This window comes from Chitinophaga solisilvae (genome assembly GCF_009928525.1).
Taxonomy (GTDB): domain Bacteria; phylum Bacteroidota; class Bacteroidia; order Chitinophagales; family Chitinophagaceae; genus Chitinophaga; species Chitinophaga solisilvae.
The window spans coordinates 92,672-109,366 of the sequence record NZ_JAABOK010000003.1 but is presented as its reverse complement, the minus strand read 5'-3'; the positions used below and the strand labels follow the sequence as shown (position 1 = coordinate 109,366).

General features: G+C 48.8%; 10 protein-coding genes. 7 read left to right on the top strand and 3 right to left on the bottom strand.

Annotated features, from left to right (window positions below):
- Window positions 1-52 precede the first annotated feature (52 nt).
- The 4 genes from GWG06_RS06405 (at window position 53) to tamL (ending at window position 10,098) form a co-directional block, all read left to right on the top strand.
- Window positions 53-1,528, top strand: coding sequence for a glutamate synthase subunit beta (locus tag GWG06_RS06405; protein WP_127043374.1), 1,476 nt, complete (start codon window positions 53-55; stop codon window positions 1,526-1,528).
- Between the two features lie 219 nt (window positions 1,529-1,747).
- Complete coding sequence (locus GWG06_RS06400) at window positions 1,748-2,371, top strand: hypothetical protein (protein WP_160712103.1); 624 nt, start codon at window positions 1,748-1,750, stop codon at window positions 2,369-2,371.
- 334 nt (window positions 2,372-2,705) lie between these two features.
- Window positions 2,706-7,664, top strand: a complete 4,959-nt coding sequence (locus tag GWG06_RS06395; protein ID WP_160712101.1) for a translocation/assembly module TamB domain-containing protein — start codon at window positions 2,706-2,708, stop codon at window positions 7,662-7,664.
- Window positions 7,648-10,098: a translocation and assembly module lipoprotein TamL gene (tamL, locus tag GWG06_RS06390; RefSeq protein WP_160712099.1), complete on the top strand. Its 2,451-nt coding sequence runs from the start codon at window positions 7,648-7,650 to the stop codon at window positions 10,096-10,098. The genes GWG06_RS06395 and tamL overlap by 17 nt, the downstream gene beginning before the upstream one ends.
- A 126-nt stretch (window positions 10,099-10,224) precedes the next feature.
- Here tamL and GWG06_RS06385 read toward each other — a convergent pair whose 3' ends face one another.
- Complete coding sequence (locus tag GWG06_RS06385) at window positions 10,225-11,955, bottom strand: thiamine pyrophosphate-dependent enzyme (RefSeq protein ID WP_160712097.1); 1,731 nt, start codon at window positions 11,953-11,955, stop codon at window positions 10,225-10,227.
- 125 nt (window positions 11,956-12,080) lie between these two features.
- On the opposite strand from GWG06_RS06385, the gene GWG06_RS06380 reads away from it, so the two are divergent.
- Window positions 12,081-12,455, top strand: a complete 375-nt coding sequence (locus tag GWG06_RS06380) for a septal ring lytic transglycosylase RlpA family protein (RefSeq protein ID WP_127044072.1) — start codon at window positions 12,081-12,083, stop codon at window positions 12,453-12,455.
- Window positions 12,456-12,571: 116 nt separating this feature from the next.
- Here GWG06_RS06380 and GWG06_RS06375 read toward each other — a convergent pair whose 3' ends face one another.
- Complete coding sequence (locus GWG06_RS06375; protein ID WP_160712095.1) at window positions 12,572-13,156, bottom strand: type 1 glutamine amidotransferase domain-containing protein; 585 nt, start codon at window positions 13,154-13,156, stop codon at window positions 12,572-12,574.
- Between the two features lie 279 nt (window positions 13,157-13,435).
- Between GWG06_RS06375 and GWG06_RS06370 the strand changes: the two genes are divergently transcribed.
- Together GWG06_RS06370 and corA are read left to right on the top strand one after the other, a co-directional pair.
- The gene (locus GWG06_RS06370) at window positions 13,436-14,695 is read left to right on the top strand and encodes a DUF3472 domain-containing protein (protein WP_160712093.1); all 1,260 of its coding nucleotides are present in this window, start codon (window positions 13,436-13,438) and stop codon (window positions 14,693-14,695) included.
- A gap of 334 nt (window positions 14,696-15,029) precedes the next feature.
- Window positions 15,030-16,142 (top strand): magnesium/cobalt transporter CorA, encoded by a 1,113-nt coding sequence (gene corA / locus GWG06_RS06365; protein WP_127044069.1) that lies wholly within the window; start codon window positions 15,030-15,032, stop codon window positions 16,140-16,142.
- Here corA and GWG06_RS06360 read toward each other — a convergent pair.
- Window positions 16,139-16,645 carry a DUF2480 family protein gene (locus tag GWG06_RS06360; RefSeq protein ID WP_127044068.1) on the bottom strand — a complete coding sequence of 169 codons (507 nt, stop codon included), beginning with the start codon at window positions 16,643-16,645 and terminating at the stop codon, window positions 16,139-16,141. The genes corA and GWG06_RS06360 overlap by 4 nt on opposite strands.
- Window positions 16,646-16,695: the final 50 nt, after the last annotated feature.

Genomic DNA, 16,695 nt, shown 5'->3' with positions numbered 1-16,695 from the left:
TCCGCTCAAATAACCAAATTCCAAATGACAACATCTCAAATGAATAACGTTTATGGGTAAACCTACAGGATTCCTGGAATTTACGAGAGAGCTGCCCCGGAAATCGGATCCGGCAGAAAGGGTAGGCCACTACAATGAATTTGTGGAACGCTTTCCGGATACTACGCTCAACAAGCAGGCTGCCCGCTGCATGAACTGCGGTGTGCCCTTCTGTCACAGCGGATGCCCGCTGGGTAATGTAATCCCGGAATTTAATGACGCCGTATATCATCAGGACTGGAAGGAAGCATATGAAATACTCACTTCCACCAATAACTTTCCTGAATTCACCGGCCGTATCTGCCCCGCACCATGCGAAAGCGCCTGTGTACTGGGTATTAACCAGCCGCCGGTGGCTATCGAGGAAATAGAAAAACATATCATTGAAGTTGCTTTCGATAAAGGTCTGGTACAGGCCAAAGTACCGCGTGTGCGCACCGGCAGAAAAGTTGCCGTTATCGGCTCCGGCCCCGCCGGACTCGCCGCTGCCGCCCAGCTGAACTATGCCGGCCACCAGGTAACCGTGTTCGAACGCGATGAAAAACCCGGCGGACTGCTGCGCTACGGTATTCCGGATTTCAAACTGGAAAAATGGACCATCGACCGCAGGGTGAAACTCATGGAAGAAGAAGGCGTGGTTTTTCAATGTAATGCCAACGTAGGCGTTAACGTTAGTACCAACGACCTGCTCCGCGAATACAATGCTATTGTGCTCGCCGGCGGATCCACCATCCCGCGCGACCTCAGCATCCCCGGCAGGGAGCTGAAAGGGGTGCACTACGCAATGGACTTTCTCAAACAACAGAACAAACGTGTGGATAACCGTCCGGTTGACGGCAACGATATTTTTGCTACCGGGAAAAATGTGATCGTGATAGGTGGCGGCGATACCGGCTCCGATTGCGTGGGTACCAGCAACCGCCATGGCGCGGTAAGCATCACCCAGCTGGAACTGCTCCCGAAACCTCCCGGAGAACGTACACCGTTTATGCCCTGGCCTACCTATCCCATGGTACTGAAAACCTCCTCTTCACACGAAGAAGGCGCAGACAGACAATGGGCTATCGCTACCAAAGCATTCATCGGCGATGATAACGGCAACCTGAAAGCATTACGTCTGGTAGACCTGCAATGGTCGCTCAGCCCTGATGGCAGGCCCGCACAATTTACCGAAGTACCGGGGTCTGAAAGAGACCTGCCCTGCGAACTGGCACTGCTGGCAATGGGCTTTGTACATCCGCAGCATACCGGTATGCTGGATCAGCTTGAAGTAGAAAGAGACGACAGAGGCAATGTAAAAGCCACAGAAAAAGATTACCTGACATCCATCCCTAAAGTGTTCACTGCCGGCGATATGCGCCGCGGTCAGTCACTGGTGGTATGGGCAATAAGCGAGGGTCGCGAGTGTGCGAGAAAAGTGGACGAATTCCTGATGGGAACTTCCCAGCTGGAAAGCAAGGACCATTCCTTACAGGCCATGGCACTGTAATTATAGCTCTGACATACGCTGCCCTAACGGCAGCAAACAATCAGCTTAACGCTTTTCTCATAAGCAGGTTTAGATTTTGTTGTAACCTTCAGCCGGGCCGGGTTTTTACCCGGCCTTTTATTTTTTCTTCGGAGATATAATCTGCATATCAGCAGAATAAAATTCCCTGTTCAGCTATTTCCCCGCCGCCGTTTTCCAGAGCCGGATACATTTGTTAACATGAAAAATTGGCTGTATTGCTGGTGCCTGCTCTGGCCCGTCTTATCTGCTGCCGCACAGGAGCGGAGCACTGATGTCATCATTTATACGGCATCTCCCAAAAAAGGACTGTACAGAACCTTTACTGAATTTCAGCAGAACAATCCGGCAGAACAGGGCGATTTTCTGATCAGAAATAAAAGTACTGCCGCCCAGATATACCTGCTGGCCAACCGGAATGAACTGGTGCTCCGCGATGCTGCGGGACAGGAACATAAAGTGAAAAAATTCTGGGGATACTGCGACGGCCGTAATATCTACATCCATGATAACGGACTGAATCTCATCAGCCAGCTGGGGTATTACTGCGTATACGAACTGCAGGGTGTGCAGCCGTCCCGCGGTATCTATAATCCGGCCGACATGACCGTAAACGCTATCAACACGCCGGTGCGGCTGAAAAAAGTTATCAACATTGTTACCGGTGAAATCCTGGAACTATCCTGGTATAATCTTAAAAAATATATTCTGCCGCAAGACAGCGCCCTGTTTGGAGAATTCCGCGCTGATAAATCCAAAAGAGAACAACTGGAATCCTATATCTACAGGTTTAATCAGCGGAACAAACCCTTTATGAGCCAATAATATCTTCCCTCAATCCGGGTAATATTATACCCACCGGTACCGTAATTTCAATTCTTTTAGTGTGCCCGTTCCCGTAATTAATGTATCCTTGCAGTAATTATTTGTCCCCCAATACCTGCGGGTATAGATTTTGTAATATCCGGCGGACCTGATGTACGAAGCGCATGATACTGCCCAAAAAGTAAACCAATAGCATGCTTATGCGTTTTATTTCAGTAAATTACTATAGCAATTAATCATAGTGACAGAACCAGCAGAAACCGAAGAAAAACACGGCCGCCCCTGGTGGCGATGGCTTTTATGGATTATTATTGCGGTGCTTCTTTTGCCCGTAATGGCAGTTTTATTATTTCAACTCGAAGGTGTACAGAATTACCTCCGGCAACAGGGAGAAATATATCTGCAGAAAAAATTAAAAACCAAAGTGCAGATAGGCTACCTCCGCGCCAGGGGATGGCAATACCTGGAACTCCGGAATGTATATGTGGCCGACACCTCCCGTCAGGCGCTGCTTTACACTTCCTCGCTTAAAGTACATTACAACCTGCTCTCGTTAATCAATAACGAACTGCGTATAAATAAACTCGTCTGGGACTCCCTGCTGGTAAACATCTACAGGCATCCCGGCGATACTGTCTACAACTACCAGTTTGCGGCAGATGCTTTCAGCAGCAAAGATGCCACCCCGGATACCCTGGCGCCGAAAACGGGCACCACCCTGCAATTCAGAATTAAGGACGTATCGCTGCTGCATACCAAAGTCCGTTTCATAGACAACCCTGGTGGTATGAACGCTGTACTCACCTGGGACACCCTTCATGTGGATCCGGATGATCTCCTCGTGAATGATGGCATCTATGCTTTCCGTGGTATTACGCTCAGCGGACTGAAAGGATTTTTTAAACAACATTACATTCCTGCTGAAAAAGGCGCACCGCCGCCACCACCGCCGGATACCGGCGCTACCGCATTCCACCTGCTCCTGAAAAAGCTGCATATCAAAAACAGCTCCTTCCTGTATGGCAGCGATGGTATCGGTATCACTACCTCCTGGAAGATCGGTGATCTGACTGTCAGCAATACCAGTATGGACCAGGATTCTACCCGTATCCAGGTAGGAGATATTACCATCCGTAACACTGCCGGCCTGGTTGCCATGGTACCAGGAAAAGATACTACGCCCGCCCCACCGGATACTACCCCCAACACCTGGCAGGTATTTGCCACACAGGTGAACCTGGAACGGCTGGCTCTCCGCTATGACAACGGATCGCCGGCACCCAAAGCTGCCGGCCCCGACCCGGATTACAACCACCTGCTGCTCACAAATTTCAACAGCAGAATTTCCAATATCAGGTATAAGCCAGACAGCATTGCAGCAGGGGTGAAATCACTCAACGCCCGCGACTGGTCCGGCTTCGCTATCCGTAAGGCCAATATGAACGTGGTATTTACACCGCATAGTCTGGTACTGCAGAACTTCCTGCTGCAAACCAATAAAAGCATCTTCAGAAAAAGCATAGCCGTTACCGTGCCCTCATGGTCCGGCATCTCCGACCACCTGGATCAGCTGGGCCTGGATGCCAACCTGGATTCTGTTCACGTTGCCCTGGCTGAATGGCTGCCCTTTGTACCCAACGCCCGCAAAAACAAATCCTTCGATCCGCTCTGGAAGAAGCAGCTAACGCTGGCGGCTATATTAAAAGGTAACCTGGGCATGCTGAACATCAAACAGTTATATGTCAATGACCACGAAGGGAATCTGATAAAAACGGAAAACGGACAGGTTGCACACGTAACAGACATGGACAAGCTGAATGCCGACCTTCCCAACCTCTACCTCGAATCAGGCAACAACGCCCTGCGTTCCTGGCTGCCACCACATACCTTGCCGGATACCCCGCGTCTGCCGCAACACATGGTGATTACCGGTATGTTCAAAGGTGGTATGAAAAATATGCTGACACAGCTGCAGCTAAAAAGCGACTACGCCAATGCCACCGTTAACGCAAAACTTACTGACATCACAGACAGCATTCGGGCTGTTTATGATGTGAACATACCCTACTTCCGGGTACACCCCGGCGTAATGCTGTACGATACTACCATCGGCTGGGTAAGCGGCCGCCTCACCGCCACCGGTCAGGGTTATACGCTGAAACACATGAATGCCAAAGCAGCTGCCCATCTCAGCGAAGCTACCTATAACGGCTATACGTACAGGGGCATCTCCGCAGATGCCGGCATCAGCAAAGGCAATTTCCTCGCCCGCGGCGAAAGCACCGACAGCAGCATTAATACCACTTTCGATATTGCCGGCAGGCTGATAGATACTACTATTCAGGATCTGAAGGTAAATATGGAAATAGCCAGGGCTGATCTCTACACTACGCACTGGTATACTGAGCCGCTTACGCTGAAAGGCAATCTCACGGCAGACTTCAGCAGCCTGGAGCCTACACGTCTGGACGGCAGCGCCTTCCTCTCCAACTGGGAAATTGATACCAAAGGACAGGTGTTCCCGCTGGACAGTATCTCACTGACAGCCCAATACACCGACCAGCAATACCTGGCGCTTAAAAGCCCGTTCGGAGTCATCCATGCAAACGGACATATTGATTATACCAAAGTAGGCAATGCTTTCAGCCACATACTGATGAAACCATTGCTCCCGGCAGATTCCGGCCGTATTGTAACCATTCCGCAAGGGCAGTACCTCCAGTGGATGGCTTCCCTGCAATGGCCGCAAAGCCTGCAGCCATTACTACCGGCCCTTCGCATGGAAGTGCCGCTCACCATGACCGGCCGCCTCAACAGCGACAGCAGTTTGCTGATAGTAGACGCGAGTCTGCCTAAAGTCAACTACGACTCCCTGCAGGTAGACAGTCTTACCCTGTCTGCACACATCCTCGATACATCCCTGCAAACAGATATATCGCTCACCAGGATGCATCATCCTACGTTCCCGCTGTTTCATACTTTCCTTACGGCACACGCCAACACCGGCGCGGTGAATTTCGATCTGCTGCTGGATGATGTCAGGAATAAGCCTAAATATAAACTGGGCGGCCTTTTCACCTTCCTGCCGGATAATATGATGCAGCTCTCCCTGAAACCAGACCTGATGCTGAACCGGGAAATGTGGACAGTAGGAGAAAATAATATCCTGCGGCTGAAAAATGGCAACCCGGATACCGCAAATATCAAACTGTCCCAGGGCAAACAATCCATACAAGTCAGCACCCAGGCCGATTCCAGCACCACGCCGGCGTTGGCTGTTACAATCACGGATTTCAATATTTCCACTATCACAGGCCTGCTGGCTACGGACACACTGCTGGCCAACGGCGTATTAAATGCCAACGCGGTAGTGCGCAACTGGGCCAAAACACCGATGGTACATGCCCTGCTGAAAGTAGACAGCCTCTCTGTAAAAAACACCCGCATGGGCACACTCAACGCCGCTGTGGATAATGAACAGCCGGGGCAATACAAACTCAGCGCCGGCCTGGTAGGTAATGATAATGACGTAAGCATTGAAGGAACCTATGATAGCACTATTAGTGCGCAGGTAAATATCAGCAAGCTGAATATGGCTACCCTGGAGCCTTTCACCATGGGTCAGGTAGCCAGAATGTACGGCAACGCCAACGGCCGTATGGATATTTCCGGTACGCTCAGCGATCCTAAGGTACTGGGCAGCCTTAACTTCAAAAATGCCGGCGGCATGATTACTTTCATCGGTAGCACCATGCACCTGCCGGATGAAACCATCCAGATAGATGAAAACGGTATACTGTTCAGGAACTTTACCATCGCCGACAGTCTGAATAATGACCTGATGGTTAACGGCCGTATCAATACCACCGATTTCAAAAAATACTCCTTCAACCTGGATATTACCGCCGATAATTTCATGGCGCTGGGAAAACAGCAAAACCAGGATCAGTGGATCTATGGACCTGCTTTCATCGACAGTAAAGTGAAACTCCGCGGTACCATGGACCTGCCAAGAATAGACGCATCTGTTAAACTGCGGGATAAGTCCAGCGTAACCGTTATGCTCCCGCAGGAAGAACCAGGACTGGCAGACAGGGAAGGCGTAGTGGAATTCATTGACAAATCCAGACCGGTAGATACCACACTCAAAGCAAAGCTGGACAGCCTCCGCTACAGTAACCCACGACTGAAAGGTATGTTCTTCTCCGGTAACATGGAAATAACGCCGGAATCAATACTGAAGATTATCATCGATAAACAAAACGGTGATTATGTACAGGCCAAAGGAACCGCCAATATCAACGCTACACTGGATCCCAGCAGCAAACTCAGTTTAACCGGCCGCTACGAAATTTCGGAAGGTAAATATGAGATGTCATTGAACCAGCTCATCAAACGGTCTTTCGATATTCAGAAAGGCAGTTTCATCTCTTTCAACGGCGACGCCATGAGCGCGGATCTTGATATAACCGCCAAATACACCGTCAACGCGCCGGTGGCAGATCTCATACAGGATCAGATAGCCAGTAAATCTACACAGGAAAGAAATACCTACAAACAACGCATTCCTTTTGATGTATACCTCATGATCAAGGGCAGCCTGCTGAAGCCGGAAATTACCTTCCGGCTGGATATGCCGGAGAAGGAACGCAACGCCTTCAGCGGAGCGCCTTATAACCGCATCAAGCAGATTAACCAGGTGCCTTCCGAACTGAATAAACAGGTAATGGGACTGCTGGTGCTGAATACCTTTATCCCCGATGATCCGATGAGCACATTGGATAATACCGGCGGTGGGGTAGGACAGGCAGCGCGCAACAGCGTAAGTAAAATATTATCCCAACAGCTGAACAACCTCGCCGGTAACCTCATCAAAGGGGTGGATCTTAATTTTGACCTGCAGAGCAAGGAAGACTATTCTTCCGGAACTGCCCAGGAAAGAACAGACCTGAACATCGGCGCCTCTAAAAATCTGTTCAATGATCGTTTAACCGTTTCCGTTGGTTCCAATATTGTGTTATCCGGTAATCAGCAAAATGCCAGCTCACTGATCGGTGACATCTCCATAGAATATAAACTGAGCCGCGATGGACGCTACCGCATCCGCGTTTACCAGCATAACGAGAATCAGACCGTTATCCAGGGCCAGTTTGTAGAAACCGGCGTAGCATTTATGCTGGTGATGGATTATGATGATTTCAGGGAAATCCTGCAGCGATCCAAAAGCGATAAACCAGCTAAAAAGAAACGCTCCCAAAACAAGACCGACAACGAGCATGCAGACGAGAAATAGCCATATAATCTGTTGTATCATTTTATGCCTGGGCTTCCTGGGCATCAGCTCCTGCAGCACCACCCGGTCGGTGCCTGAAGGAGACCGCCTCTATACCGGCAGCTCCGTAAAGTGGACCGGTAAAAAACCGAAGGATTACAGCACACTCACGGAAGGACTGAAGAAAAGAATCCGTCCTACCCCCAACCGGAAATTTCTGGGCATGCCCATTAAGTTATGGTTGTACAACCTGGGCAATGAACCCAAAGGCAAAGGACTGAACTACCTGTTACGCAGAAAGTGGGGAGAAGCACCCGTATTACTGAGCCAGGCCAAACCGGATTATACCGGCACCGTACTGAAAGAATACCTGGTAGATAATGGCTATTTCCAGGCTGGCGTTACTTCTTCCGTAAAAAATTCCGGGAAGAAAAAAGCGGCTATCGCCTATGATGCTACACCTAATCATCGTTATACTATCAAAAGCGTTACCTATCTGACAGACAGCAGCGCTATCGGCAAAACAGTAACAGGCACCTACGGGGAAAGCTCGCTCATTGTTGGCAAACCGTATTCGCTGGATTCTGTAAAGGCCGAACGGGAACGTATACACGCGCAGCTGAAAGAACAGGGATATTACTACTTCACACCGGACTATCTGCTCGTACAGGTAGACAGCACCAACCAGGGTACCGTTGATCTGTTTGTGAAGATAAAAGATAACACCCCGATGCTGGCATTGCGCCCGTACAGAATGCATGACATCTCCCTGTTCCCGGACTATTCCCTGGAGAATGATTCTCTCTCTACCATGGGCACCCCGGTGCATTACAAGGGTATGTATATTGTAGATTCTGCCAGGCGTTTCAAGCCTATCGTTTTTGAGCGTTCCGTGTTCCTGAAGCCGGATAGTCTTTATCGCCTCAGCTCTCATAATATTACACTGCAGCGACTGATTAATTTAGGCGTATTCAAGTTTGTAAAGGGTTCATTCCGGCCTATTCGTGACACATCCAGACATAACATCGTTGGCGGGTCGGCCAATGCTCCTGCTTACCGGGATACATCCGTAGTTCGCCTCGGCAGGGCGCAGGACAGTACCTATCGCCGCGATACCATGCTGGCGCGTACTTACAGCGCCATGGTAAATAACAAAATATCGCTGGACAGCGGCTGGCTCGATGCTAAATTCTATCTTACCCCCTATAAACGCCGTTCGCTGCAGGCGGAATTACGCGGCACGTCCAAGTCCAACGGTTTCATAGGATCGGAAGTCCGGCTTACCGCTAAAAACCGTAACTGGCTGCATTCTGCCACCTTGCTGGAAATAGGCCTTAAAGGCGGTATGGAATGGCAAACCGGTAATAAAAGTGCCGGCGGTACCAATTCCTATTCCCTGGGCGCGGAAGTAGCTGTTACTGTTCCCCGTTTCCTGACGCCTATTAAAGGTATCAACATCCGCTCTTCATATGTACCGCGTACCAGGATGAGCGCATCTTACGAGTTGTACAGCCGGCAGGCCATGTATAACCTGAATGCCTACACGCTGCAGCTGCAGTACCTGTGGCAGAAGAACGCATATGTAAACCATGCCCTGGCGCCTATTGCTGTAACGTATGTACTGCCAACCAAAACAACGGATGCCTACGACAGTATTCTGAAAAATGATCCCAGCCAGCGCGCGGCCATAGAAAAGCAATTCATCCTGGGAAGCAACTATACTATTACATTCAACAATCAGGCAGCCAACCGCATTCATAGCTTTTACCTGAGCGGCAATGTGGATGTTTCCGGAAACCTTGCCGGATTGCTGATTAAGAAAGGCGACTCTACAAAAAACATCCTCAATAATCCATTTGCGCAATACGAGCGTTTAAGCCTGGAAGGCCGCCACTACTGGACTTTAGGGAAAGGGAAGCAATGGATCAACCGCCTGTACCTGGGTTATGGTTTACCGTATGGCAATTCTTCCACGCTGCCTTTTGTGAAGCAGTTTTTCACGGGCGGTAGCAGCAGTATCAGGGCTTTCAGGGCCAGAACACTGGGCCCCGGTTCGTATCATAACCCGAAGTCCGATACCACCGCGTTACTGGCCAACGAAGCCGGCGATATTAAACTGGAATTCAACTCTGAAGTACGTATACACCTGGCCAGCGTATTCAATTTTGCTGCCTTTGTGGATGCCGGTAATATCTGGCTGCAGAAAGAGATTAAGGAGAAACCCGGCAGCCAGTTTAAATTCAATACCTTCTACCAGGAAATAGCTGTGGGCGCAGGTATCGGCTTACGTATAGATGCCTCTATTGTGGTAGTCCGCTTTGATGTGGCTACTCCCTTGCGTATTCCCTACCTCGCTCCGGGCGAAAGATGGGTCATCAATAAAATTAACTTCGGAGATCCCGACTGGCGCAAGAAAAACCTTATTCTGAATATTGCTATCGGCTACCCCTTCTAATATTTTATTTATTTAATTATTTGAGATTTGGTCATTTGAAATGCAGCGAAGATATAAGCGATATGCTAAGATCTTCGCTGCATTTCAAATGACCAAATCTCAAATAATTAAATAATAAAATAGAAATTATCCGAGTATGTGTTTGTAGTTGGATTTCACTGCGTCAAATACTTCATCGTAGCGGCCTCCGAGAATGAGTTTACCCATCCATAGAGCAAATCCTTTCACCTGGCTGAATTCTACTTTTGGCGGCATGGCCAGGGAGCTGGGGTTTGTGAAAATGTTGACCAGTACCGGGCCTTGGGCATCCCGCACCTTTGTCATGATTGCTTCGGTTTCATCCGGGTTGCGGATGGTGTAGGCAGTAAATCCCATAGCTACCGCCACCGCCGCGAAATCAGGATTGAGCATATCTGTCTGCCAGTCGGGGAGCCCTGCCACTTCCATCTCCAGCTTTACCATACCCAGTGCGCGGTTATTAAAAACAATTACCTTGACGGGCAGTTTATACTGTACAATCGTCATCAGATCGCCCAGCAGCATTGTCAGGCCGCCATCGCCGCAAAGGGCATAAACTTCCCGGCCGGGCTGCGCCAGCGCAGCGCCAATCGCCTGCGGCATGGCATTAGCCATGGAGCCGTGATTGAAAGACCCCAGCAGTACACGTTTTCCGGTGGCATGGAGGTAGCGGGCTGTCCATACATTGGTCATTCCGGTATCTACAGAAAAGATCGCATCCGTTGCTGCCAGCTTATCTATGACATCCGCCACATACTCCGGGCTGATTGCGTCTTCCTTACCTTTATCTTCTACGTATACCTGTAATCGTTGCTGCACTTCTTTATAAAATTCCAGCATGGCTTTCAGAAAACTATTATCCTCTTTCTGTTGCACCAGTGGTAGCAAGGCTTTTATACTTGGCTGAATATCGCCACAGAGGCCCATTTCCAGGTTGGCTCTGCGTCCGAGTCTTTCCGGTTGAATATCTATCTGAACAATCTTCGTTTTTTCCGGCATAAAGGGAGTGTAGGGAAAATCGGTGCCCAGCAACAGTAACAGGTCTGCTTCATGCATACTTTTGTAGGCAGATGCCAACCCCAGCAGGCCGGTCATACCTACTTCATTGGGATTGTGATGCTGTATGCCCATTTTGGCGCGGAAGGAGTACGCTACCGGCGCCTGCAGCCTGGCAGCCAGCGTCACCACTTCATCGTGCGCTTCACTGGCCCCGATACCACAGTAGATGACTACTTTACCGGCATCATTCAACAGGACGGCCAGCTGCTGCAACTCTTCCTCAGATGGCCGGATGACCGGCTGCGGGTGATACAACCTGAGGGAGGTGGTAGTATCAGCTGCATCTGCGGCGGCTACATCTCCCGGCAGCCCAAGCACAGCCACCCCTTTTTTATGCACCGCATGTTGCAAAGCGGCCTGCAACATCCTGGGCGCCTGCGCAGGGGTGGCTGCTACCTGATTATAGCAGCTGCAGTCGTCAAACAGTTTGATGGTATTGGTTTCCTGGAAATAGCCGCTGCCAAATTCCTCTGTAGCACAGGTGGATGCAATAGCTATTACGGGAGCGCCTGAACGATGAGCGTCATACAATCCGTTTATCAGGTGCACATGTCCCGGGCCGCTGCTGCCGGCACAACAGGCCAGTCCGTTCAGCTGTGCTTCCGCACCTGCTGCATAGGCGGCAACTTCTTCGTGGCGCACATGGATCCATTGAATACGGCCATCACGGCGCACGGCATCATTCACATGATTCAGACTGTCGCCGGTAACGGCATAAATCCTTTTAATGCCTGCCTGCACCAGCATTTCTACTGTTTGTTCTGCAACAGTTTTTCCCATATTTTTTATTTTTATGCAGATGAATGAATAATAAAAACACCTCCCGCTATACATTGTTCAGGAAGATGTTTGCATGAAAAACCATCAGTAAATATTTTTACATTTATGTCTAAACTGCGGCCACTATGATGTTCTCCCCGTCCTTCCGGCGCCTGGCGCTCCCGATAGCATTCCTGACAGGCTTTTCTGCCTGCAGTCCTAAGGTGACGCAAACAGGTAAGGCGTCTTACTATGCAGATACTTTCAACGGAAGAAAAACTGCTAACGGGGAGATTTTCCGTCAGCGTAAACTGACTGCGGCACATCGTTCCCTGCCCTTTGGTACCAAAGTAAGGGTAACCAATATATCTAATGGCAAAAGCGTAAAAGTGCGTATCAACGACCGCGGCCCGTTTGCCGGCGGCCGCATCATCGACCTCTCCCGCAAAGCCGCATCCCGGCTGGGAATGATTAACACCGGCGTAGCCAATGTGGAAATCAGGTATAAAAAACCAAAATAAGATGTAGGGATTTTGTAATTTCTTGATTTTGTAATTTAAAAATGCAGCGAAAAGCACCATCTTCTTCGCTGCATTTTTAAATTACAAAATCAAGAAATTACAAAATCTCTAAATTCTCAGCCGAGTCCATAGAAGCCGCCCTTCTCATTCACCGTGTGTTCGCCTTCGGCAATTTCTTCTATCATCTTTTTACAGAAAGCCGGCAGGTCGCTGGGAGTACGGCTGGTAACGAGTCCGTTATCTGTTACCACCTGTTCGTCGGACCATTCCGCACCGGCATTTTCCAGGTCTGTTTTCAGGGAAGGATAAGAGGTCATTTTTCTGCCCTTCAGTTCCCCTGTTTCAATCAATGTCCAGGGACCATGGCAGATGGCTGCCACGGGTTTACCAGCTTCAATAAAATGGCTGACGAATGCTACCGCTTCAGGAATAATTCGCAGCTGATCCGGATTGAGCACACCGCCCGGCAATACCAGCGCATCGTAGTTTTGCGCCTCCGCAGCCGTCAGGGTTTTATCTACCGGATAATCTTTTCCCCAGTCTTTCTCAGACCATGCTCTTACCTTATCCTTCTCAGGCGATATGATGTAGGCCTGTGCTCCGGCATTTTTCAATGCCTCCAGTGGTTGTGTCAGTTCTATTTCTTCAAATCCGTTGGCCACCAGGATAGCCACCTTTTTGTTTTGCAATTGAGTTCCCATAAAATGATTGTTTTGTTTGGTTAAAAATTTTTTATGCTGCTGCTGTGTTCGCAAACACAGCAGCAGCGGGTGTTTTCCTAAAGTATTCTCACAAAAACAATTCCTTTGCCGGAACAGGTCACTGGCAGTAGCTGTTACTGCCGGGTATGTATAATTATTACCTCACTGCGTTGATATATTCATCGGCTGTATGCTATCTCATTCCATTGTAATTTTTTGAAGATGAAATTGCATTTGGCCTCCGATGCTGCTTTATTTGCTGCTATTAATTCCTGAACAATGAAAAACAATACTTTATTTACGGCCCTGCTGGCTATGTGCCTGGCAGCGGGCAGCACGTATGCACAGGCTCCGCAGGTATCGCTTCCCGGTTTCACGGCCTATGCTGACCCGGAAGAAAAGGAGGTGGATATCAATTACCGCAATGGGGTAGTGGACTGGACCAATAACAGCAACACCGTCAATTTTTATTTTCATGTGGCTACGCCGGGTAAGCTGAAAGTAGGGCTGGAAGCCCGGTCTGACGCCGGAAGTAAAATTTCAGTTGCCCTAAACGGTACAGAAAAAGTAATAGCGGTTCCCAACAGCAACGACTACACGCAGCTTACTGTATTGCAAACCCAGATCAAAAAGCCGGGCTTTTATGTGGTTACCTTAAAGGGTATTGAAAAAGCCGGACGCGTTTATGCTGATGTAAAAGGAGTAACGCTGGAAGGTGTTGCCGCAAAGGACATTCAATTCAACCCCAAACCCTGGCGCCGCGCTGCCTCCGTACATCTGGGCTATCCCGTTCCGGAAGGTAAAAATGCAGAATGGTTTTACGGGGAAATAAAAGTGCCGGCAGGAGAAGATAAACTGGGTACCTATTTTATGTCCTGCGGCTTCCATCGCGGATATTTTGGTATGCAGGTAAACTCTCCGACGGAAAGAAGAATCATTTTCTCCGTCTGGGATGCAGGCAGCGAACCTGATAAACGCAGCCTTGTAAAGTATGAAGACCAGGTGGTGCTGCTGGCCAAAGGCGATAGTGTTGATGCCAGCGGGTTCGGCGGCGAGGGTACCGGAGGCCACAGCCATTGGGTGTATAACTGGAAAGCCGGCGAAACCTATCAGTTCCTGATGCACAGCGTTCCCGAAGGCACTACTACCACGTATACTGCTTATTTCTACGTCCCTGAACACCACGAGTGGAAGCTGATCGCCAGCTTCCGGGCGCCGAAAGACGGTAAATATATGGGGCACCTGTACTCATTCCTGGAAAATTTTTCCTTTGAAAACGGCCACCTGGGCAGAAAGGGCTATTTCGGTAATCACTGGATTAAAACCAATACCGGCGAATGGATAGAGCTGACAAAGGCGAAATTCACCAATGATGCCACCGCGAAGGCGAAAGACCGCATTGATTTTGGCGGCGGTGCTGAAAATGGCTGGTTCTACCTGTGGAACAGCGGATTCAAGCCTGCCAATGCTGCCTACGGCGATATGTTTGAACGCCCTGCTACCGGCAGGCATCCGGAGATTAATCTTCCTAAATTCTGATACCAGCTGCAGGCTGTTTATGCTTTCCCCGGGACAAATGTTTCCGGGGATTTTTTTGTTTTATATGTCTATATACCCCATAGGACATAAGTAGCGTATATATTTTCAGACACTTTGCGGCTCTTTGTGCTACCGGCCTGCTTTTCAGCTGATACGGCCCGCCACTGTTCTTTTTCAGCTATTATACCTCGTTATCCACAAAAAGAGATAATCTGGGAGCTATCCAAATCCCTATATACCCCATAGGACTTAAGTAGCGTATTTATTCTCCGCTTCCCGATGCCGATTTTGAATTAAATTCGGTCTGGAAATCTTTGGCTCAGCACTCCTGATTATGCGCAAAACTGTTAATAAAATACTGCCGATACCCAATGTACTGGATGCTTTGAACCCTTTCAAAGTAAAGAAACAACGGATCATGAACTTCAACCCGGTTACGGGAGTAGCTTCCCGGGAACCGGCGCAAGCCAGCAAAATCACTGTTTTCGACTATAACAGTAACGCCTGTACGGAAAAAGTGCTGCAGTCTCTCAGCGATGTATTTCCTTACCTGGAATCTTCTCACAAAAGCTGGATCAACATTGACGGTCTGCGCAAGGAAGATGTACACGCTGTCTGTGAACATTTTGCTATTCACCCCCTCATTGAAGAAGATATTCTGAGTCTTGGACAACGCGCCAAAATGGATGAGATAGGAGAAAGGCTGTTCTGCCTGCTGCCCATGCTTTATTTCAACAGTGATGCTTCCACTATAGACCAGGAGCAGGTCAGCATTGTTGTTGGTGCAAACTTCGTTATCTCTTTCCAGGAAGACCCTACCAGAGATGTATTTGATCCGATCAGGGACAAACTTATGTTACCAGGCTCCCGTATCCGCAACGGCAGTATGGATTTCCTGTGTTACTCCCTGCTGGATGTAATTGTTGACAGCTATTTCGTAGTGCTGGATAAACTGGGAGAAAGAATTGAATTAATGGAAGATGCCGTACAGCATTATCCCAATACAAGAACTCTGGCGCGTATTAACTTCCTGCGCAGACAGGTCTTCCTGTATAAACGTGCTATCTCTCCTGTGCGGGAACTGATGAACGGGTTCCTGAAAAGCGAGAGCGATCTGCTGGAAGATAAAGTCACCAAGTATTATAAAGATGTGTATGACCACATCATTCAGTGTAACGACCTGGCGGACAACTACCGGGATATGATCCTTAACGTGCAGGAAATGTACCACACACAGCTGAATCTCAAGATGAATGAGATCATGAAGGTACTGGCAGTGGTAACTACGCTCATGGCGCCACTGACACTAATTGCCGGTATCTACGGCATGAACTTTCATAATATGCCGGAACTGACTGCTAAAAACGGGTATTTCTATACGCTGGGCGGAATGGGTATCCTGCTTATAATCATGATACTCATCTTCCGGAAGCGGGGATGGTTTTAGCTTTTCTTCTTATATACCGGTACTGTAGAGCATGGCTCGCCGTACATAATACTTTTCACCACCGGGCGCAGCAGGCGGGTTATTTCTGTATAAGCCACTTCACCCACACGTTTATCCCCACATCCCTTGATAACTATTCTTTTATCAACGAGCGAATTCACATCTATCTGAGATAGATTCTTCAGATATAGTGTTCTATATATAAAATCGGTGTCTCCGAAAGCAACATAGGCTGCCACCGGTTCCAGGTAGGTTGTAATCAGCATGTAAGCCCATAACGGCACAATCGCATCTGCCGTACACACCAATCCCACATTCTTTCCACGGTACTGCTCCCAGTCATGCGACTGCATGGCTGTACGGAAATCCTTTTCTTTCAGGATCATACCCATAAAGAGATGTTCCTTCAGGTCAAATTCTACTATTTCTCCCTGGGGATAAAAATTCTCTAAATCGATGGTTTCCAAACCACTTTGCGCTACTTTATTTATGATTTCGTCCATTGTATCCTGGTTTATTCCTGCAAATTTACGAATAATGATGTCAGGAATAA

Coding starts and splice junctions, on each gene's coding strand:
- GWG06_RS06405 (WP_127043374.1), top strand. CDS start 53: ATGGGTAAACCTACAGGATTCCTGGAATTTACGAGAGAGCTGCCCCGG.
- GWG06_RS06380 (WP_127044072.1), top strand. CDS start 12,081: ATGATGTTCTCCCCGTCCTTCCGGCGCCTGGCGCTCCCGATAGCATTC.
- tamL (WP_160712099.1), top strand. CDS start 7,648: ATGCAGACGAGAAATAGCCATATAATCTGTTGTATCATTTTATGCCTG.
- GWG06_RS06360 (WP_127044068.1), bottom strand. CDS start 16,645: ATGGACGAAATCATAAATAAAGTAGCGCAAAGTGGTTTGGAAACCATC.
- GWG06_RS06400 (WP_160712103.1), top strand. CDS start 1,748: ATGAAAAATTGGCTGTATTGCTGGTGCCTGCTCTGGCCCGTCTTATCT.
- GWG06_RS06370 (WP_160712093.1), top strand. CDS start 13,436: ATGAAAAACAATACTTTATTTACGGCCCTGCTGGCTATGTGCCTGGCA.
- GWG06_RS06385 (WP_160712097.1), bottom strand. CDS start 11,955: ATGGGAAAAACTGTTGCAGAACAAACAGTAGAAATGCTGGTGCAGGCA.
- GWG06_RS06395 (WP_160712101.1), top strand. CDS start 2,706: ATGGCAGTTTTATTATTTCAACTCGAAGGTGTACAGAATTACCTCCGG.
- corA (WP_127044069.1), top strand. CDS start 15,030: ATGCGCAAAACTGTTAATAAAATACTGCCGATACCCAATGTACTGGAT.
- GWG06_RS06375 (WP_160712095.1), bottom strand. CDS start 13,156: ATGGGAACTCAATTGCAAAACAAAAAGGTGGCTATCCTGGTGGCCAAC.